Here is an 18,723-nt window from a genome sequence, read left to right as displayed (position 1 = left end):
TCAACGCCGCTCTCGTTCTCGCGGCGTTCCGGATGGGACAATACGTGGCAGAACACCATCGGCAACCGGGGCGTGTAATACCAGGTCAGATGTGGTGCGCACAACTGTGGTCGGCAGAATGTCACGAGATCGGCAACTCGAAATGCCGATCTTCTGACATTTTGCCGATCACCTGCGTGGATGGCCCGCACAGGCCATCCACGAGGCGGAGGAAGGTCCACCTTGCGGCGGATCCCGCGGCGGACACCGGACCCATAGCGTGCTGCCATGAGCGATCTGGAGGTGCGGGACCTGACCCGCGTGTTCTCGACGAGCGGCGTGCCCCGCCGAGCGGTGGACGGGGTGTCCTTCACGGCCTCGTCGGGCCTGCTCACGGGGTTCGTGGGTGGCAACGGCGCCGGCAAGACGACGACCATGCGCATGATCATGGGCGTGCTGGCGATCACGAGCGGCGAGGTGCGGTTCGACGGGTCACCGGTGACCCGGAACGACCGCCGGGAGTTCGGCTACATGCCGGAGGAACGCGGCCTCTACCCGAAGCAGCCCGTGCTCGAGCAGCTCGTCTACCTGGCCCGGCTGCGCGGGATCGCCGCACCGGCCGCCCGGCGCGAGGTGCTCGAGCACCTGGACCGGCTGGGGCTCGCGGACCGGTCGAAGGAGCACGTGGAGAAGCTGTCGCTGGGCAACCAGCAGCGCGTACAGATCGTCGCGGCCATCATGGGCCAGCCGAAGGCCCTCGTGCTGGACGAGCCGTTCAGCGGCCTGGACCCCGCGGCCGTCGACGCCATGGTGGACCTGCTGCGGGAGCACACCCGGCGCGGTGTGCCGGTGCTCTTCAGCTCGCACCAGCTCGACCTCGTGGAGCGGCTGTGCGAGCGGCTGGTCATCCTCGGCGGCGGCAAGGTCCTCGCGAACGGAACGCCCGACGGGCTGCGGGCGCAGGGCGTGACGCGGCACCGGCTGGTGCTCTCGGGCGACGCGGGTTTCGTCCGCGGTGTGCCGGGTGTCCTGGCGGTGGACGTGGACGGCCCGACCGCGCTGGTCGAGGTGCCCGACGACGCGGCGGCCGGCCGCCTCCTGTCCGCGGCCCTCGAACGCGGCGCCGTCAAGGAGTTCACGCCCGTGCGGCCGACGCTGGCCCAGATCTACCGCGAGGTGACCGCATGAGCGGGCGGCGCGCCGCTGGGGACAAGGCTCGCGTCCTGGACCGGGCCGCTGGAACGAGCCGAAAGGTCGATGGTGTGAGCAACGCCTGGATGGTCGTGGCGACCCGCGAGATCGTGGTCCGCGCGCTCAACAAGGGATTCCTGATCGGCCTCGCGGTCACGGTCGCCATGATCGGCGGCCTGATCGGCTTCACCGCCTACCTGGACGGCCGCACCCAGTCGTTCGACGTAGCGGTCGTCTCGGGCGACGAGCCGGCCCGGACCGCTCTGGAGTCGGCGGCCGTGGAGTCGGCGTCGGACGATCGGAACATCGAGCTGAGCGTGGTGCGCGTGGACTCCGCCGCCGCGGCAGAGGAAGCCCTCGACGAGGAGACCGCCGACGCCTGGCTGAGCTCCGCCGCCACTTCCGGGGCCGACGGCTGGACCCTGTCCGGCTGGCGCGAGCCCGACATGGAGCTCACCCAGCTGATCGAGACCACGGTGCGCGACCAGGTCCTCGCCGACCGCGCGGCCGACGCGGGAACCACGACGGACGCCCTCACCGCGGGCAGCGAGGTCGAGACCGTACGGCTCGACGGCAACCCGGTGGATCCGCAGATCGTGTTCGTGGCCGGGTTCGTGCTCGCGTTCCTGTTCTTCATGGGGGCCGTCGGCTCGGGCGCGATGATCGCGGGCAGCGTGATCGAGGAGAAGCAGTCCCGGCTGGTCGAGATCATCGCGACCGCCGTGCCCCTGCGTCAGCTGCTGGCGGGCAAGATCATCGGCAGCTCGGTGATCGCGCTGGGACAGAATGTGCTGCTCGCCGCCGTCGGGCTCATCGGGGCCTCGTTCACCGACCTGTCGGCGATCCTGCCCGCGATGACCACCACCATGCTCTGGTTCGTCGTCTTCTTCACCGTGGGGTTCGTCGCGGTCGCCGCCCTGTACGCGGTCGCGGGCTCGCTCGCGTCGCGCACCGAGGACCTCCAGTACACGACCAGCCCCCTGATGATGCTGCTCATGGGTGTGTACGTGGTGACGTTCTCCGCCGACGGCATGCTGGAACGCGTCCTGTCGTACATCCCGCCGGCGTCCATCGTCTCGATGCCCGTGCGGGTGCTGGGCGGCGACGCGCTCTGGTGGGAGCCGCTCGTGTCGCTCCTCGTCCTCGTGGTGGCCACCCTCGGGGCCGTGCTCCTGGCCGAGCGGGCCTATCGCGGGTCGCTCATGCAGACCGGCGGCCGGGTGACCTGGAAGTCGGCTCTGGCCGCGGACCGGGGCACTACCCTCGGGGCGTGACCGAACGCACCCAGCACGACGACGCCGCGCCCGGGAGCCCTGAGCCGTCGAAGGTGCACACCTTCGACCTGATCGACGAGGTTCCCGGTGTCTCCGACGGCGCCGACCCGGACGGCGCCGACCGCGACCCCGAGGAGCCGGCCACCGAGCCGGACCAGGCTGCCGAGCCGGCTCCCCGTGAAGCCGGGCGGGTCGCGCTCGCGGTCGCGGACGCCCGAGCCGCTGCAGGGCGAGCCGCGCGGCGCGGTGGGGCAGCGGTCCGGCGACGGCTGCCCACCACCCGTCGCGGCAAGATGCTGCTGGTCGGGGGCACGGCGTCGGTGGTCGTGCTGGCGGTGGCGGCCGGCGTGCTGGTGAACGCGCAGCTGCGCGAGCGAGCGCTCCTCGCCACCCCTGGTGGCGTGCGGAGCCTTGCGGAGAAGCCGGTCGAGCAGTGGTCGATCGACCTCGACGACCCGATCTCCTCGACCCTCGTGGAGATGCCGGGGGTGCTCGCCGTCGCCGGTGACGGGAAGGTGCGTGGCGTCGACCCGGCGTCGGGCGACGTCCGCTGGACGGTCGACGTCGGGGACGGCCAGCGCTGCGGCCCGACGACACCGCTCGGGACCGGCGGCCCGGCGCCGGTGGGGGCAGCCGCCCCGCTGGTCTGCGTGGCGTACTCCGCCACTGGCGACGGCGACGGCACGGGCGGCACCGCGCGGACGGTCACGGTCATCGACGCGGACGGCGCGGCGCGTACGCGCGAGCTCGACTCGGAAGCCCTGGTGCTGCCCGTCGCGGGCGGGCGGCTGATCCACCTGGAGCCCACGGGCGGCGACCAGGAGCGACGCCCCGTCGTGGTCGACAAGCTGGGTGCGCCGCACCTTCCGAAGGACTTCGCCGGACCGGACCTGACGGTCCGCGTGGAGGACGCCGCGACGGGTGCCGAGCGCTGGAGCGAGACCGTGGCCTTCGGCGCCCCGCGCCCCGACAGCTGCGTCACCTACGACGAGAACGCCGCACCGGTCCTCGACATCGTCGGCGCCCTGGGCTGGGACCTGCAGGGCGAGGTCCTGGAGGTCCAGGGCTGCGGCGTCTCGGCGGCGTTCCTGCTCGACGGCACCCGGCTCGACGACCCGGAGGACCCGACGGACCCGCCGGCCGACGGCGTGCACACGGCGTCGTTCGCACCACTGCCGGACGGCGGCTGGGTGGGCCCCGACACGAAGGCGACCGAGGCGAAGAGGCCCGACGGGGTGCACCTGCCGCACGGGGCGGGCTTCGCGCTCGACGGTCAGGTCCTGGTGCCCTGGGCGACCGACGGCCGTGACCCCGGCCTGCTGCTCGAGCGGGTCGGCGTCCACGTCGAGGCCAGGTCCACCGACGAGAGCGACGCGGGGGCACGGCTCTGGTCGGCGGACGAGCTCCGTGCCACGTCGCTGCTGGCCCGCGTGTCCGGAACCGCCGTCGTCGTGGACGAGGAGGGTGCCGTACGTGCCATCGACCTCGGCACGGGCGCGAACCGTTGGACGCTCGACCCCGAGGTGCTCTCGTTCGGTGACCTGGCCTGGTCCGCGGAGGCGGCGATCTTCGGTGTCTACACGGACGGCGACACGCTGCTGCTCCCGGTGGCCGCCGACCCGAGCGGCAGCAGTCCCGGCCTGCGGCTGCTCGCCGTGGACCTCGACGACGGATCCGTGCGCTGGGAGATCCCGCAGGACACGCCGTACACCCAGCTCATCAGCGTCGACGGGCACCTCGCACAGATCACGCAGCAGGGTGTGGTGGGTCTGGGCTGAGCCACCGGCCTGGGCCGGAAGCCGGGCGGCGGGGCGGACACCGAGGAGTTCGACCAGGCGGCCGGGTACAGCTGCCCGTCTGGGTGAACGAGCTCGGTACCGGCCGCTACGCCCTGAGCGGGAGCGGAACGTCCACCGTCGTGGTGGATGCCGCAGGGAAGATCGTCCGCAGTCTGGACGGCATGCTGCAGGCCGCTCCGGCGTCGGGGGGTGAGTCCCGCCGGACCGGCTGAACCGCGCGGGGCCCGGGATTACGCTCGGCCGCATGGCGCGCGACCCGGACGAGGGTGAGGCGTTCGTCTTCGACCTGGTCGACGACGACGCGGCCGCCGCTGCGCCGACGACACCGGCCGGACCGCACGACACCCCGGATCCCGGCGCCGGGGACGGTGCCACGGGTCCTGCGGCGTCGGGCAGCCCTGGACGCACGTGGCGGGCGGTCGCGCAGGCTGCGGCGGTCCTGGCGGTGGTGCTCGGGACAGGGCTCGCCGTCGAGGGCGTGCGGGATCACGCGCGGATCGAGCAGATGCGCGACGTCCCGGGGGGTGTCGCCGACGTGTCGTCGCCCCTCGCGGAGACGTGGGCGTGGCACGGCACCGTCGGTCTCGGCGGGGGCACCACCGACGTCGCGGTGCTGGGCGACGTGCTGGCGTTCGAGTCCGACGGCGAGCTGGTGGCGCTGGACCCGGCCACGGGGGAGGAAGCCTGGACGGTCGCCCTCGGCGCCGACGCGAGCTGCGGGCCCACCCTCTCCCCCGCGCAGGGCGATCCGGCGACCTCGGCACTCGTGTGCCTGCGGGGCCCGGCCACCGCGCGCGAGGCCGTCGTGGTGGGACCTCGGGGCGTGTCCGCCGCGCCGCGGCTCCTGGACGACGCGGAGGTGCGCCGCCACGGCTCACCGCACATCGGGCCGGACGGGACGGTGCTGCGTGCGGAACGGGTGGGATCACTGTCCGCGATCGACGTGCGAGGCGTCCGGTGCACCGACGAGGGCGAGTGCACCGGGGTCGTGACAGGGGGCAGGGACCTCGTGCTCCGGGCCGAGGACGCGGCGACCGGCGCCGAGCGCTGGAAGGTGACGCTCCCGTTCCGGGCGGCGGACGCCACGCAGTGCGCCCGTACCTTCGGCGGATCCTGGGGCAGCTCGGAGACCCGCCTGGTGTTCAGCGGAGAGATCGCGCCGGACGCCTTCGGCGGCTGGCCGCTGCCCGACCGCATCGACCTGAACGGTTGCGGCATCCAGGCGGGCGTCACGCCGGACGGGGCGGTGCTCGGCACGGAGGCCGAGCCGGGCAGGGGCGGCGTCACCAGTCTCGGCGGGGGCCGGTACGCGGCGGTGACCTTCGAGGGCGTGGCTCGTGCCACCGTGCACGCCGCCGACGGCGAGGTGGTCGGCGAGATCGCCGGCTATCCGCTCGTCCCCCGGGCCGTCGACGAGGCCGAGCCGACGCTGCTGTTCGGGGTGGACGAGCCCGCGCGGCGCCTGCGGGCCTACGGACCGGACGGCGCACCCCGGTGGGACATCTCGCTGCAGTCGGGCGGCCAGGACTTCCTCGCCCAGGTGGGCGAGACGGCCGTGGTCACGACCGGGGCGGGCGGCGTGCGCGGCCTGGACGTCGCCACGGGGGCGGAGAAGTGGGCCTGGGACGGTGCCTCCGGGGGCGACGGCGGGTACTTCGGCAGCGCCTACGTGGCGCAGGCCTTCACCGACGGGGAGTCGGTGCTGCTGCTGATCGAGAGCGACACGGGTGGCGCACGGAGCCTGGTCGCGCTCGACGCGGAGTCCGGAGCCGTGGTCTGGGACCGGCGCGGTGACGGTGCGATCTCCCCGGCCGAGCCGACGGACGGCGGCCCCGTCGAGCAGGGGATCGTCGGCGAGCTGGTCGCTGTGGACGGCCACCTGCTGGAAATCACCCACGTCGGAGTCCGTGGCCTCGGGTGAAGGGGGAGGCCATCCGGCATACCCTCGACCGCATGGCACGCGATCCGGACCAGGGCGGTGCGTTCGTCTTCGACCTGGTCGACGACGGTGCTGCTGATGATCACAAGGCACCCCTCGCCGGTTCCGGCACGGACGGCGGCGAGGCACCGGACGGCGAGGCGGGTGCCGCGGCGTCGGGCCGGCCGGGCGGCCGGGCGCGAGTCCTCGCTCCGGTCGCCGCGCTCCTCGCGGTCGCACTCGGCACGGGGTTCGTCGTCGACGGCCTGCGGGAGGATGCCCGGAGGGAGCGGATGCGCGACGTGCCAGGGGGCATCGTCGACGTGTCGTCGCCGCTCGTGGAGAAGTGGACGTGGGAGGGCCCCGTCGGTTCGGCCCGGGCGATCAGCGAAGGACGGGAGAACGAGGTGGCGCTGGTCGGTGACCTGCTCACGTTCGTGTCCGACGGCGAGCTGGTCGCGCTCGACCCGGCCACGGGCGGCGTGGCCTGGACGGCCCCGCTCGGTGCCGACCCGGACTGCGGGCCGGCGGGTGCAGCGGGCTGGAGCGAGGTCAGCACGTCGACCCTGGTGTGCTTGTCCGGGCCGGCCGAGGACCGGGAGGCCATGGTGGTCGGTCCGGACGGTGTGGTCGCGGCCGGCCGGCCCCTTGCCGGGGCGGACGAGCGCCGGCACGGGCACGCCCGCCCCGGCCCGGACGGCCTGGTGCTCCGGGCGAAGCGGGTGGGACCCGAGCCGGTGGGCGGCCTCGGCGATGCCGACTGCACGACGACGACCGGGGAGTGCGTCGGTTCGGTGGAGGCAGGCCGTGACCTCGAGCTCCGGGCCGAGGACGCCCTGACCGGCGAGGAACGGTGGAGCGTCACCGTGCCGTTCCGCACCACCGAGGCCGGCCACTGCAACAACTGGTCGGGCAGCTCGTGGGACGGGTCGGACGCCATGGCGGGCCTGGACGACATGATCGACGCCGACGCGTTCAGCGCCCACATCACCGGTCGGCTCGTGCAGCTGTACGGCTGCGGCATCGAGGCCGCCGTGACGGCGACGGGGGTGGCACTGGGCCTCGACATCGAGCCGGGCACGGGCGCGGTGAACAGCCTCCGCGCCGGTGGGTACCTGGCGTTCCGGTACGAAGGCGAGATGCGGACCACCCGCTACACGGCCGAGGGCAAGGTGGACCGTGAGCTCGACGGGTACGTGTTCGAGCCGTGGACCGTGGACGAGCCGGGGCCTGGCACGCTCCTCACGGCGGTGGACGGGGAGCGGCTGCGGGCGCTGGAACCGGACGGCACGCCGCGCTGGGAGACCGAGATGCCCACGGGCGCCCAGGGGTTCTTCGCGCAGGTAGCTGCGACGGCGGTCATCGGGACCGGCACGGGGACGGTGTACGGGCTGGACCTGACGACCGGCGAGGAGCTGTGGACCTGGAACGGTTCGGACCGCGGCGACGGACGGACCGACGGCCTGTACGTGATGCGGGGCTTCACCGACGGGCAGTCCGTGCTGCTGGTCACGCAGAGCGGATCAGGCGGTCTCGGCCTGGTGGCGCTCGACCCGCTCTCCGGCGAGGTGGTCTGGGAGCAGGAGGCGTCCACCGACGTCGGCGACGCGGCGTTCGCCGTCGGACTGGTCGCGGTCGACGGGAACCTGCTGGAGATCGCCCCCGACGGTGTGCGCGGGCTGGGCTGAGCGGCCGCGGCTCGTTCGTTTCACGTGAATCGGTGACCGGCTCGGCATACTCTCGGCCGCATGGCACCTGATCCGGAAGAGGACGGCGCACTCGTCTTCGACCTCGTCGACGACGACGCGGGTGCCGGTGCGTCCTCGACCCAGGTGCCGGCTGATGCGGCGGAGGCGACGGGGGCCGGCCCGGGCGGCCTCGAGGACGAGGCACAGGCGGGCGGCGGTCCCCCGGCCGGTGCTGTGCCCGGCGACGGCCTTCGGGCACGTCTTCGCCTGCTGGCTCCGGTCGCGGCGGTGCTGGCGATCGTGCTGGGGACCGGGTACGCGCTGGACGGCGTGCGCGACGCCGCACGGATCGACCGTGTGCGTGGGGTGCACGGCGGGGTGGTGGACGTGTCCTCGCCGCTGACGGAGCAGTGGGCGTGGGACGGCGGAGTCGGTTCCGGCGAGATCGACGGCGAGGGCGGGTTCGCCCAGGTGGCGGTGCTCGGCGGCCTGCTGGTGTTCGTGTCGGACGACGAGCTGCTCGCGCTGGACGCGTCGTCGGGGGCCAGGGCGTGGGCGGTCCCGCTCGGCGAGCAGCCGGAGTGCGGTCCCGCCGGCTACCCGGGGTGGGAGACCACGGTGACCTCGACCGTGGTGTGCGTCCAAGGTGCCGACGCGGACCGCGAGGTCGTGGCGGTGGGCCCCGAGGGCAGGCCGTCACCGCCGCGTGCCCTCGACGCGGAGGACCTCGACCGGTACGGGGCTGCCCGGCCAGGGCCCGGCGGCACCGTGCTGCGGGCTCGGCGAGTCGGCTCCCAGTCCAGGCCGGAGCTCGCGGGCGCCGCGTGCGCGCCGGCGGGCGAGTGCACCGGAACCGTCGACACAGGCCGGTCCATCGGCGTCCGGGCGGAGGACGCCGTCACCGGTGCGGAGCTCTGGACGGTGTCGGTGCCGTTCGTGCCCACACCCGCGGGGGAGTGCGCCGTCCCACCGAACCGGAGGTGGGCCCCGGCGGGGGATCCGACGACCAGTACCGGCCGCGCCGTGGACACCGAGGCGTTCGGCGCCCAGATCACCTCCGTTCGTGTGGACCTGTACGGCTGTGGCGTCAATGCCTCCGTCACACGGGACGGCGTACTGCTCCGCGGCGTGAGCGAGCCGGGAGACGGTCAGGTCGCGAGCCTCACCGGTGGCGGCCACATCGCGTCGTCGTACAGCTCCGAGACGTCGGGCATCCTGTACTCCGCCGCCGGCGACGTCCTCGCGACGGTCCCCGGGCGTCCGTTCGAGGCGAGCGTGGTCGACGGCGCCGGCACGCTGGTCGGCGCGGTGGGGAACGGGTCCCGCCTGCGTGCCTATGAACCTGACGGGACACCGCTCTGGGCAGGGTCCTACGAGTCGAGGTTCGTGTGGTTCGCTGCCGAGGCAGGCGAGACGGCGGTGCTCGTGGACGGCGGCGGAACGGTCCACGGACTCGATGTCGTCACGGGTGACGAGCGGTGGGACTGGATCCCCGCTGAACGTGTCGACGCCACTCCGCTCTCGAACGTGTTCCGGTACCGCGCCTTCACCGACGGGCGGCAGGTGCTCCTGTATCTGTTGGACGAGGAGGTCGGCGCACGACTCGTGTCGCTCGACGCCGTCTCGGGCGACCTCGTCTGGACCGAGGCCATGGTCGACGTCCTGGACGGGTGGCCGGACGCCTCGCTGGTCTCCGTCGACGGCCACCTGCTCGCGGTGACGCCGGGGGGTGTGCGGGGCCTCGGCTGACCGTGCCAGCCGCCCGGCCCCCCGGAACCCCCGGGCGCTGGGCCGCGCCGGCCGCCGTCGTGTCGGTGTGCCGTTCTATGGTGGGGTCCATGGTGAAGATCGGCGCGCACGTGGACCTGACCGACGCGATCGGTGCGGCGAAGACGCTCGGTGCGAACACCGTGCAGGTGTTCCTCAGCGACCCGCAGGCATGGAAGGTTCCCGACCTCCCGTACGAGGGCGGCGCGGAGGCGCTTCGGGCCGACGCGGTGGCCGCTGACCTGGACCTCTACGTGCACGCCCCGTACGTGATCAACGTGGCGTCCACCAACAACCGCATCCGGATCCCGAGCCGCAAGCTGCTGCAGCAGATCATGGACGGTGCCGCCGCGATCGGCGCCAAGGGCGTCGTGGTGCACGGCGGGCACGTGACCGCGAAGGACGAGCCGGCCAAGGGTTTCGACAACTGGCGCAAGGCGATCGACGCCCTGGAGACCGACGTGCCGGTGCTCATCGAGAACACGGCGGGCGGGGACTACTCCATGGCGCGCCGCCTGGACCGGATCGAGGCCCTGTGGGCGGCCGTGACCACGGCGAACGGCGGGGACAACGTGGGGTTCACGCTCGACACCTGCCATGCGTGGGCCGGTGGCATCGACCTCGCCACGGCGGTCGACCAGATCAGGGCGATCACGGGCCGCATCGACCTGGTGCACGCGAACGACTCCCGCGACGTCGCCGGTTCCGGTGCCGACCGGCACATCAACTTCGGCAAGGGCCTGATCCCCGAGGACCTGCTGGTGGGCGTGATCGCGGCAGCCGGAGCTCCCGTCATCTGCGAGACCAAGGGCGACATGGCGCCCGATATCGCCTGGCTGCGCGAGCGCCTGGGCTGATTCTCAGGCAGCGGCGCAGCGAATGACCGCCTGGCAGCTGCGCAGGAACGACGCCGCGATCCTGGCCGGGTCCCCCAGGTAGCCGGCGACCATGACCCCGTCGCGGAGCAGCATCAGGTCGTCGGCGACCGCGGCGGGATCAGCCGGCTCGAGCGGTGCGACCAGCCGCACGAAGGCACTCGCCCACCAGGCGCGGTGGGCGTCGACCACCTTACGGACGGCGCTGTCCGGATCGGGGTACTCAGCGGCGGCGTTGATGAACGGGCAGCCGCGAAAGCCAGGCGTGCAGGCGGCGGCTCCGGTCCCCTCGGCCATCAGACGCAGCGTCGCGTCGACGTCCCCGTCGCCGTGGGCGATGGCGGCGTCGACGCCTTCTCGTTCGAGCTCCGCGCGGCTCTCGAGGTAGGCGACGATCAAGGCGTCCTTGCTCTGGAAGTGACGGTAGAACGTCACCTTCGTGGTCCCGGCGCGGTCGATGACCTTGTCGACGCTCACCGCGCGCAGCCCCTGCGCGTAGAACAGCTCGTTGGCCGCCTCGATCAGACGGTCTCGCACGGACCCTTGCACGGTCGCGATCATACGTGCCCCATCCCCCTTCTTTCCGACTTCCTCTTGCCGACGGAACCGCGTGCTGTGTACTGTCACCTCGGTAGAGTAACTAGTCAGTCTACCTAGACATCTCAAGGGAGATCTCATGTCCATCACCGCGGAATCCTCCGCCGTCGCCACCGCTACCTCGCTCCGGAACCTGTACCTCGTCCGGTTCGGCTTCGCCATCGTCTGGGCGGCCGGGATGTTCGTCGTCGGCAAGAGCCTCGGGCCGGTCACCATCGCGCTGCTCGTGCTCTACCCGCTGTTCGACGTCGCGGCGGCCGTCGTCGACTTCCGGTCCTCGAAGACCGCGCGGCCCACGGTCGGCCTGTACCTCAACATGGCGCTCAGCCTGCTCACGGCCATCGGCCTGGCCGTAGCGGTCACATCGGGGATCCCCGCGGTGCTGCGCGTGTGGGGTGCCTGGGCGATCACCGCGGGCCTCGTGCAGCTCGTCGTCGCGATCCGGCGCTACTCGCTCGGTGGCCAGTGGGCCATGATCCTCAGCGGCGGGATCTCCGTGCTGGCGGGATCGAGCTTCATCGCCATGGCAGGCGGGCCCCGGGCGATGCTCACCTCGGTCGCCGGGTACGCGGTCCTGGGTGGCGTCTTCTTCCTCGTCTCCGCGCTGCGCCTGAACCGCGTCGCCAAGAAGGGCAGCTGACCATGACCGAGAACATCTTCGACGTCGTGGTCATCGGCGCGGGCCCGGTCGGCGAGAACGTCGCCGACGGCGCCGTCCAGGGCGGCCTCACCGCGGCGATCGTGGAGAGCGAGCTCGTCGGCGGCGAGTGCTCCTACTGGGCCTGCATGCCCACCAAGGCGCTCCTGCGTGACGCCGCCGCGCTGCGCGCCGCTCGGAGCCTCCCCGGGGCGGGTGCCGCCGTGACCGGCACGCTGGACGCGGCCGCTGTGCTGGCGCGCCGCGACGCCTTCGCCTCGCACTGGCACGACGACGGCCAGGTCACCTGGCTGGGCCAGGCCGGGATCTCGCTGTTCCGCGGCGTCGGGCGCATCAGTGCCGCCCGCACCGTCCAGGTCGAGGGTCCCGACGGCCACATGACCACGCTCGGGGCGCGGCACGCCGTCGTCATCGCAACCGGCAGCAGCGCTCGCGTCCCGGACGTCCCAGGGCTGGCGGAGGCCGCGCCGTGGACCAGCCGGGAGGCCGCGGCGGCCCAGGCCGTGCCGGAGCGCCTGGCGGTCATCGGCGGCGGCGTCGTGGGAACCGAGATGGCCACCGCGTTCGCGGCGCTCGGCGCGCAGGTGACGCTGGTCGCCCGGGACGGTCTGCTGCCGGGCGTGGAGCCGTTCGCGAGCGACCTGGTGACCGAGGCCCTGAAGGCGAAGGGTGTGGCGCTGCACCTGCACGGCGAGCCCGGCAGCGTCCACCGCGACGCGGCAGGGACGGTGCACGTCACCCTCACCGACGGCACGCCGTTCGACGCCGACGAGGTGCTGATCGCCACCGGCCGCACGCCGAACACGGGTGCGGTCGGGCTGGACCGCGTCGGACTCACGCCCGGGGACTGGCTCCGGGTCGATGATTCCTTGCGCGTGCTGGGCGCCGACGGGACGCCGGTCGGCGACGGCTGGCTCTATGCGGCCGGTGACGTCAACCGCCGTGCTCCCCTGACCCACCAGGGCAAGTACCAGGCCAGGGCGCTGGGAGCCACACTTGTCGCCCGGGCGAGCGGTGCCCCGGTGGACAGCTCGCCGTGGGGCAGGCACGCCACCACCGCCGACGAGCGCGCCGTGCCGCAGGTGATCTTCAGCGACCCGGAGATCGCCACCGTCGGCCACACCGCTGCCTCCGCCCAGGCGGCCGGACTGCGGATCCGTGCGGTCGAGTACGACCTCGGGGCCGTCGCGGGCGCCGCCCTGCACGCCGACGGGTACACCGGACGCGCGGGCATGGTCGTCGACGAGGAGCGGAAGGTCGTCGTGGGCTTCACCGTGGCCGGACCCGACGTCGCGGAGCTACTGCACGCCGCCACGATCGCCGTCGCCGCCGAGGTGCCGATCGACCGGCTGTGGCACGCCGTCCCCGCCTACCCGACCGTGAGCGAGGTCTGGCTCCGTCTCCTGGAGACCTACGGACGTCCGGCTCGCGACCCCGGGTCAGTGGGGTGAGGGGAGGGCGATCTGGTCGGGCGTCCGGATCTCCGACCAGGCACGTGCTCGCGGGAGGCGGTGGATCGTGATGTCGGTGGGCCGGGTGCCCGCCGGCTCGCCCGGCCGGGCCGGAGGCGGCACCGCGAGCACGTCCGCCGCCGGCAGGGGGCCGAGGCCGAGGCGGGTCAGTGCCCCGACGTCGGCCACCGGAACCTGGTAGGTACGGAACGGGCCGAGAGGCGGGATGTCGTCCCGGGCCAGGGCCTGGGCGGTGATCCTGTGGAGCTGGGCGTCGTCGAGCTGGGGGGTCTGGTCCAGCACGAACGCCGTGGACCGCAGCACGCCGCCCGGCCCGACCCACGCGACGACCTTCCAGAACAGGCGCGGGATGTGGACGCCGCGGTAGGGCGGGTCATCGGCGGCGAGGACGGGCCCGGTCTGCACGGCGATGCGGTGGTCGTGGGCGGCGGCGTACGCGAGCACGTGGTCCTCGAGCCCGTTCCACAGCTCCTTGGACTGGTTGAACCTGTTCACCTGCGGTGCGGCGTTCGGGTAGGTGAACGTGTCGAGATTGGCTCGCGCGGCGGTCTCGGCGTCACCCCAGACGGGATCCAGGCGGCGGACGAGGTGACCGCGGTCGAGGGGGTTGCCCGTGTACAGCTCGTTGCCCGCCTGCTCCGCGCTCGAAACCCGGGCATCCAGGCGCCAGCGCCCGGTACGGCGCAGGGCGAGGAGCGCCGCGCCGTCGACCACGCAGGCCGTGGCCACCGCGAGCCGCCGGCCCGGGTCGAGCAGCACCGAGAAGTGGGTGTAATCCAGAACACGTACCTCGACGGGCGGGACGGGGAGAGGGACGGTGAAACCGAGGAACTCTGCGTCGTAGCCGGTCACAGACAGACAGCCAACCAGAGTCGGAGAGGTCATGACCAGACCAACAACCGGACACGATGAACGGACATTGGCAATCTGGTCCTAGGCTCTAGCCCGTGAGTGAATCAACTCAGACCGTTCGCGGCAACGCCCGGCACGAGGTACCCGACCCGCTGCGCGAGGATGTGCGCCTCCTGGGCGGACTTCTCGGCAGAATCCTCCGTGAGGACGGGGGCCAGGATCTGCTGGACGACGTCGAACGCCTCCGTGAGCTGACCATCCGTGCCTACGGCGACCCGTCGCCGCACGCCCTGGACGAGGCCGCCGACGTCGTGGCGTCCTTCTCCGTGGAGCGCGCCGAACAGGTCGCCCGTGCCTTCACCTGCTACTTCCACCTCGCGAACCTCGCCGAGGAGTACCACCGGGTCCGCGTCCTGCGCTCGCGGGAGGCCGCGACGACCACCGGGCCCGCCGTCATCGAGGACACCATCCCGGCGGCGTTCGCCCAGCTCACCGAGGAGGTGGGCCGGGAGGAGGCGCTGCGCAGGCTCGGCGAGCTCGAGTTCCGGCCCGTGCTGACCGCCCACCCGACCGAGGCCCGTCGCCGGGCGATCAGCGGCACCATCCGCCGTCTCTCGGACCTCCTGGCCGAGCGGGACACGCGGCGCCCCGGCGGGGTGACCCTCGCGGAGAACGAGCGACGCCTCCTCGCCGAGATCGACACGATGTGGCGCACCGCGCCCGTGCGGACCAGCAAGCCCTCGGTGCTCGACGAGGTCAAGACGGTCATGGGTGTCTTCGACGCCGTGCTCGTCGACGTCTTCGGCGACGTGTACCGGCGCCTCGACGACTGGCTCCTCGCCGACGACGCGGGCCGTGCCACGCCCGTCGCCAAGCCGTTCGTCAAGCTCGGGACCTGGATCGGCGGCGACCGCGACGGCAACCCGAACGTCACCGCCGAGGTCACGCGGCAGGCGGCCACCCTGGCCGCCGACCACGCGCTGGCGGCGCTGGAGCGGCTGGCGATCGAGACCGGGCGCAAGCTCACGCTCGACGCCGAGGGCACCGTGCCGTCGTCGGACCTCAACGCGCTCTGGCAGCGGATCCGGCAGATGTCCGGCGACGTGGCCCGGCGGGCCGAGGCCGCATCACCGAACGAACCGCACCGCGCCGTCATGCTCGCGCTCGCCGAGCGGATCGCCGCCACCCGGTCGCGCGACGCCGACCTCGCGTACGCGAACGCCGAACAGCTCGAGGCGGACCTGATGGTGGTGCAGGACTCGCTGGTCGCGGCGGGGGCTGCCCGCGCCGCCTACGGCGACCTGCAGCGCCTGGTCTGGCAGGTGCAGACCTTCGGATTCCACCTGGCCGAGCTGGAGGTGCGGCAGCACTCGCAGGTGCACGCCGCGGCGCTCGCCGAGATCCGCGAGTTCGGGGTGGGCGGCGCGCTCAGCGACAAGACCCGCGAGGTGCTCGACACCTATCGTGCCCTCGGCGCCATCCAGCGCAGGTTCGGCGAGCGTGCCGCGCGCCGGTACATCGTGTCGTTCACGCAGGCTCCCGAGCACCTCGCCGCCGTCTACGAGCTGGCGGCGTTCGCCTTCGCCGACGACCCCGAGGCCGGGCCCGTGATCGACGCGGTCCCGCTCTTCGAGACCTTCGCGGACCTGCAGAACTCGGTGCCGATCCTGGACTCGATGCTGGAGCTGCCCGTCGTGCAGAAGCGGCTGGCCGAGAACGGCCGGCGCGTCGAGGTGATGCTCGGCTACTCGGACTCGTCCAAGGACGTCGGCCCCGTCGCGGCGACCCTCGCCCTGCACGACGCGCAGTCGCGGATCGCCGAGTGGGCGCGCAACAACGACCTGAAGCTCACCCTGTTCCACGGCCGCGGCGGTGCGCTCGGCCGCGGTGGTGGCCCCGCCAACCGGGCGGTGCTCGCCCAGCCGCCGCACTCGGTGGACGGCCGGTTCAAGCTGACCGAGCAGGGCGAGGTCATCCTCGCGCGGTACGGAGACCCGGTCATCGCGTCCCGGCACATCGAGCAGGTCGCCGCGGCGACGCTGCTGGCCTCCGCGCCGTCGGTCGAGACCGTCAACGAGGCGGCGACCACGAAGTTCGCCTCGCTCGCCGCCGACCTCGACGCGACGTCCCGTGCCCGGTTCCACGAGCTGGTGAAGGCTGACGGGTTTCCGCAGTGGTTCGCGCAGGTCACGCCCCTGGAGGAGGTGGGGCTGCTGCCGATCGGGTCGCGTCCCGCCAAGCGGGGGCTCTCGGTCAACTCGCTCGACGACCTGCGCGCGATCCCCTGGGTCTTCTCCTGGTCGCAGGCCCGCATCAACCTGGCCGGCTGGTACGGCCTGGGTACGGCGCTCGCCGCCTGCGGTGACGTGGAGCTCCTGCGGGCGGCGCGCAAGGAGTGGCCGCTGTTCGAGACGCTGCTCGACAACGTCGAGATGTCGCTCGCCAAGACCGACGAGCGCATCGCCGCGCAGTACCTCGCGCTGGGTTCGCGCGACGACCTGGCGGAGATGGTGCTCGACGAGCTGAGCCTGACCCGCGAGTGGGTGCTGAAGATCAGCGGCAACGAGTGGCCGCTGGCCTCCAAGCGCGTGCTCGGCCGGGCCGTGCAGCTGCGGTCGCCGTACGTCGACGCCCTCTCGCTGCTGCAGGTGCGCGCGCTGCGTGGCCTGCGCACCGGGTCCGACGGCGGGTCCGCGGTCGACGGCGACTACGCCGGCCGCCTGCAGCACCTGCTGCTGCTCACCGTGAACGGTGTCTCGGCGGGCCTGCAGAACACGGGGTGAGGTGAGCGGCCGGAGCGCTGCGGTGAGTTCGGTCGGTCGACCGACCGCACGGAGGTCGACGGACCGAACTGGCCAAGGGTGGATCCGGTGAACGAGGGAGAGACGATGAGCGCGGCACTGGTCGGTACGTCACACGGGACCGACGATCCCGCTGGTCAAGCTGCCGTACGGGCCGTGCTCGCCGGTATCCGGGCGGCACGTCCCGAGCTCGACGTGCGTGAGGCGTTCGTGGATGTCCAGCAGCCCGAGGTCGGCGACGTGCTGGCGGCCGCGGTGCGTGACGCGGGTAGCGCCGTCGTCGTGCCGCTGCTGCTGTCCACGGGGTACCACGTGCGCCACGACATCGCGCAGGCCGTCGCGGCGGTCAACGCCGCCGGCCCCGGCCCCCGCAGCCCCGGCAGCGTCCCTGTCGCGGTCGCGGCCGAGCCGCTCGGGCCGCACCCGCTGCTCGTCGACATCCTCGCCGACCGGTACGCCGCCGCAGAGGCGGCGCACGGGCCGTTCCGGTCCGACGACGTGGTGGTGCTCGCCGCCGCCGGGTCCTCGGTGGCGGCCGCCGCCACCGCCGTCGAGGAGGTCACGAGCGCGCTGGCGCAGCGTCTGGGGCGCCCCGTGACGCCGTCGTACGGGGCGGGAGCGGAACCGCGCGTGCCCGCCGCAGTGGCCGCGGCGCGTGCCGGAGCCACGCCCGGTGCACGCGTGATCATCGTGTCGTACCTGCTGGCGCCCGGATACTTCCTGGACCGCGTGCTGGAGGCGGGCGCCGACGTGGTGACCGATCCCGTGGCCGGCCAGGCCAGCGCGAAGGACGCCGACCCGCGCCTGGTCCAGGTGGCGCTGGACCGCTACGACGCGGCGGTCAGCGCGTGATCCGCGTGCCGGACGTAGCCACGGCGTGACCGGCGCGCCTGACCCGTCCGTTGACGCTCACGCCCAGCCGAACGCCGTCCGTACCCGCTCGACGCTGGAGCGCAGGCCCCACTGCGCGGTGAGCGCGTCCAGCGCCCCCGGGTCGGCGGGTGCGCTCGGCACCGCGGGATCGAAGGCCGGCAGCGGCACGTCCCGCGCCACCTGCACCACGACCGGAGCGACCTGCAGGTAGGCGTCGGCCTCCTGGAGGCGACGACGCTGCGTGGTGGTCAGTCCCTTGTCGCCCGCGTCGCGCGCCGCGAGGATGCCGGCCAGCGTGCCGTACTGGGCGAGCATCTTGGCGGCGGTCTTCTCGCCGACCCCTGGTACGCCGGGGAGGCCGTCGCTCGGGTCACCCCTGAGCGTGGCCATGTCGGCGTAGGCCTGGCCGGAGGCGACGCCGTACTTCTCGGCAAGCCGCTTCTCGTCCACCACATCGGGGTCGCGGATGCCACGTGCGGGATACAGCACGCGCACCCCGGCGGCGTCGTCGACCAGCTGGAACAGGTCCCGGTCCCCGGTCACGATGTCCACCGGCCCGGTCCGCTGCTCGACAGCACGGGTCGTGAGGGTGCCGATGATGTCGTCCGCCTCATAACCCGGGACGCCCACCCGTGGGATACCGAGCGCCGCGAGCACGTCGGTGATGACGGGGACCTGCGCGCGCAGCACCTCCGGCACCTCCTCGATGCCGGTGGTGCCGGGTACCTCCTGCGCGACGCGGTGCGCCTTGTAGCTCGGGATCGCCTCGACCCGGAAGGCAGGCCGCCAGTCGTCGTCCCAGCACGCGACCATGCGGTCGGGGCCATGGGTCGTGGCGAGCCACGCGATCGTGTCCAGCAGGCCGCGGACCGCGTTCACGGGCATGCCGCTGGGCGCCCGCAGCGAGTCGGGAACGCCGAAGAAGGCACGGAAGTACAACGAGGCGGTGTCGAGGAGCATGAGGCTCATGGGGGAAGCC

The 18,723-nt window shown here is 73.1% G+C and carries 14 protein-coding genes; 11 read left to right on the top strand and 3 right to left on the bottom strand.

Features of this window, described 5'->3' with window-relative positions; genetic code table 11:
* Positions 1–267 precede the first annotated feature (267 nt).
* The 7 genes from ACYVK7_RS01495 (at position 268) to ACYVK7_RS01465 (ending at position 10,473) form a co-directional block, all read left to right on the top strand.
* Positions 268–1,167, top strand: a complete 900-nt coding sequence (locus tag ACYVK7_RS01495) for an ABC transporter ATP-binding protein (protein WP_460885902.1) — start codon at positions 268–270, stop codon at positions 1,165–1,167.
* A 74-nt stretch (positions 1,168–1,241) separates the two neighbouring features.
* Entirely contained in the window at positions 1,242–2,444 is a 1,203-nt protein-coding gene (locus ACYVK7_RS01490) for an ABC transporter permease (RefSeq protein WP_460885901.1), read from the top strand.
* Positions 2,441–4,222: an outer membrane protein assembly factor BamB family protein gene (locus ACYVK7_RS01485; RefSeq protein ID WP_460885900.1), complete on the top strand. Its 1,782-nt coding sequence runs from the start codon at positions 2,441–2,443 to the stop codon at positions 4,220–4,222. Before ACYVK7_RS01490 ends, ACYVK7_RS01485 begins: the two co-directional genes overlap by 4 nt.
* 265 nt (positions 4,223–4,487) lie before the next feature.
* The gene (locus ACYVK7_RS01480; RefSeq protein ID WP_460885899.1) at positions 4,488–6,164 is read left to right on the top strand and encodes an outer membrane protein assembly factor BamB family protein; all 1,677 of its coding nucleotides are present in this window, start codon (positions 4,488–4,490) and stop codon (positions 6,162–6,164) included.
* A 32-nt stretch (positions 6,165–6,196) separates the two neighbouring features.
* On the top strand, positions 6,197–7,849 hold the full coding sequence (locus ACYVK7_RS01475; protein ID WP_460885898.1) for an outer membrane protein assembly factor BamB family protein: 1,653 nt from the start codon (positions 6,197–6,199) through the stop codon (positions 7,847–7,849).
* 60 nt (positions 7,850–7,909) lie between these two features.
* Positions 7,910–9,598 carry a PQQ-binding-like beta-propeller repeat protein gene (locus ACYVK7_RS01470; RefSeq protein WP_460885897.1) on the top strand — a complete coding sequence of 563 codons (1,689 nt, stop codon included), beginning with the start codon at positions 7,910–7,912 and terminating at the stop codon, positions 9,596–9,598.
* A gap of 89 nt (positions 9,599–9,687) precedes the next feature.
* The gene (locus ACYVK7_RS01465) at positions 9,688–10,473 is read left to right on the top strand and encodes a deoxyribonuclease IV (protein ID WP_460885896.1); all 786 of its coding nucleotides are present in this window, start codon (positions 9,688–9,690) and stop codon (positions 10,471–10,473) included.
* 3 nt (positions 10,474–10,476) lie between these two features.
* On the opposite strand, the gene ACYVK7_RS01460 is transcribed toward ACYVK7_RS01465, so the two are convergent.
* Positions 10,477–11,028 carry a TetR/AcrR family transcriptional regulator gene (locus ACYVK7_RS01460; RefSeq protein ID WP_460885895.1) on the bottom strand — a complete coding sequence of 184 codons (552 nt, stop codon included), beginning with the start codon at positions 11,026–11,028 and terminating at the stop codon, positions 10,477–10,479.
* 139 nt (positions 11,029–11,167) lie between these two features.
* Here ACYVK7_RS01460 and ACYVK7_RS01455 point away from each other — a divergent pair, with 139 nt between their 5' ends.
* On the top strand, positions 11,168–11,728 hold the full coding sequence (locus tag ACYVK7_RS01455) for a hypothetical protein (protein ID WP_460885894.1): 561 nt from the start codon (positions 11,168–11,170) through the stop codon (positions 11,726–11,728).
* A 2-nt stretch (positions 11,729–11,730) separates the two neighbouring features.
* Positions 11,731–13,197 carry a dihydrolipoyl dehydrogenase family protein gene (locus ACYVK7_RS01450; RefSeq protein WP_460885893.1) on the top strand — a complete coding sequence of 489 codons (1,467 nt, stop codon included), beginning with the start codon at positions 11,731–11,733 and terminating at the stop codon, positions 13,195–13,197.
* Here the strand turns inward: ACYVK7_RS01450 and ACYVK7_RS01445 are convergent.
* Positions 13,186–14,070 (bottom strand): DNA/RNA non-specific endonuclease, encoded by an 885-nt coding sequence (locus tag ACYVK7_RS01445; protein WP_460885892.1) that lies wholly within the window; start codon positions 14,068–14,070, stop codon positions 13,186–13,188. The two genes, ACYVK7_RS01450 and ACYVK7_RS01445, sit on opposite strands and share 12 nt — an antisense overlap.
* A 95-nt stretch (positions 14,071–14,165) precedes the next feature.
* Here ACYVK7_RS01445 and ACYVK7_RS01440 point away from each other — a divergent pair, with 95 nt between their 5' ends.
* Together ACYVK7_RS01440 and ACYVK7_RS01435 are read left to right on the top strand one after the other, a co-directional pair.
* Entirely contained in the window at positions 14,166–16,853 is a 2,688-nt protein-coding gene (locus ACYVK7_RS01440; RefSeq protein WP_460885891.1) for a phosphoenolpyruvate carboxylase, read from the top strand.
* Between the two features lie 105 nt (positions 16,854–16,958).
* Positions 16,959–17,723, top strand: coding sequence for a sirohydrochlorin chelatase (locus ACYVK7_RS01435; protein WP_460885890.1), 765 nt, complete (start codon positions 16,959–16,961; stop codon positions 17,721–17,723).
* A gap of 57 nt (positions 17,724–17,780) precedes the next feature.
* On the opposite strand, the gene ACYVK7_RS01430 is transcribed toward ACYVK7_RS01435, so the two are convergent.
* Positions 17,781–18,713, bottom strand: coding sequence for a 5'-3' exonuclease (locus ACYVK7_RS01430; protein ID WP_460885889.1), 933 nt, complete (start codon positions 18,711–18,713; stop codon positions 17,781–17,783).
* Between the last annotated feature and the right edge of the window lie 10 nt (positions 18,714–18,723).

This window comes from Promicromonospora xylanilytica (genome assembly GCF_054782895.1).
This window is presented reverse-complemented; position numbering and strand designations above follow the sequence as displayed.

Excerpts from the sequence above, each read along its gene's own strand:
- ACYVK7_RS01495 (WP_460885902.1), top strand. The coding sequence starts at position 268 with ATGAGCGATCTGGAGGTGCGGGACCTGACCCGCGTGTTCTCGACGAGC.
- ACYVK7_RS01480 (WP_460885899.1), top strand. The coding sequence starts at position 4,488 with ATGGCGCGCGACCCGGACGAGGGTGAGGCGTTCGTCTTCGACCTGGTC.
- ACYVK7_RS01475 (WP_460885898.1), top strand. The coding sequence starts at position 6,197 with ATGGCACGCGATCCGGACCAGGGCGGTGCGTTCGTCTTCGACCTGGTC.
- ACYVK7_RS01470 (WP_460885897.1), top strand. The coding sequence starts at position 7,910 with ATGGCACCTGATCCGGAAGAGGACGGCGCACTCGTCTTCGACCTCGTC.
- ACYVK7_RS01465 (WP_460885896.1), top strand. The coding sequence starts at position 9,688 with ATGGTGAAGATCGGCGCGCACGTGGACCTGACCGACGCGATCGGTGCG.
- ACYVK7_RS01455 (WP_460885894.1), top strand. The coding sequence starts at position 11,168 with ATGTCCATCACCGCGGAATCCTCCGCCGTCGCCACCGCTACCTCGCTC.
- ACYVK7_RS01450 (WP_460885893.1), top strand. The coding sequence starts at position 11,731 with ATGACCGAGAACATCTTCGACGTCGTGGTCATCGGCGCGGGCCCGGTC.
- ACYVK7_RS01435 (WP_460885890.1), top strand. The coding sequence starts at position 16,959 with ATGAGCGCGGCACTGGTCGGTACGTCACACGGGACCGACGATCCCGCT.
- ACYVK7_RS01430 (WP_460885889.1), bottom strand. The coding sequence starts at position 18,713 with ATGAGCCTCATGCTCCTCGACACCGCCTCGTTGTACTTCCGTGCCTTC.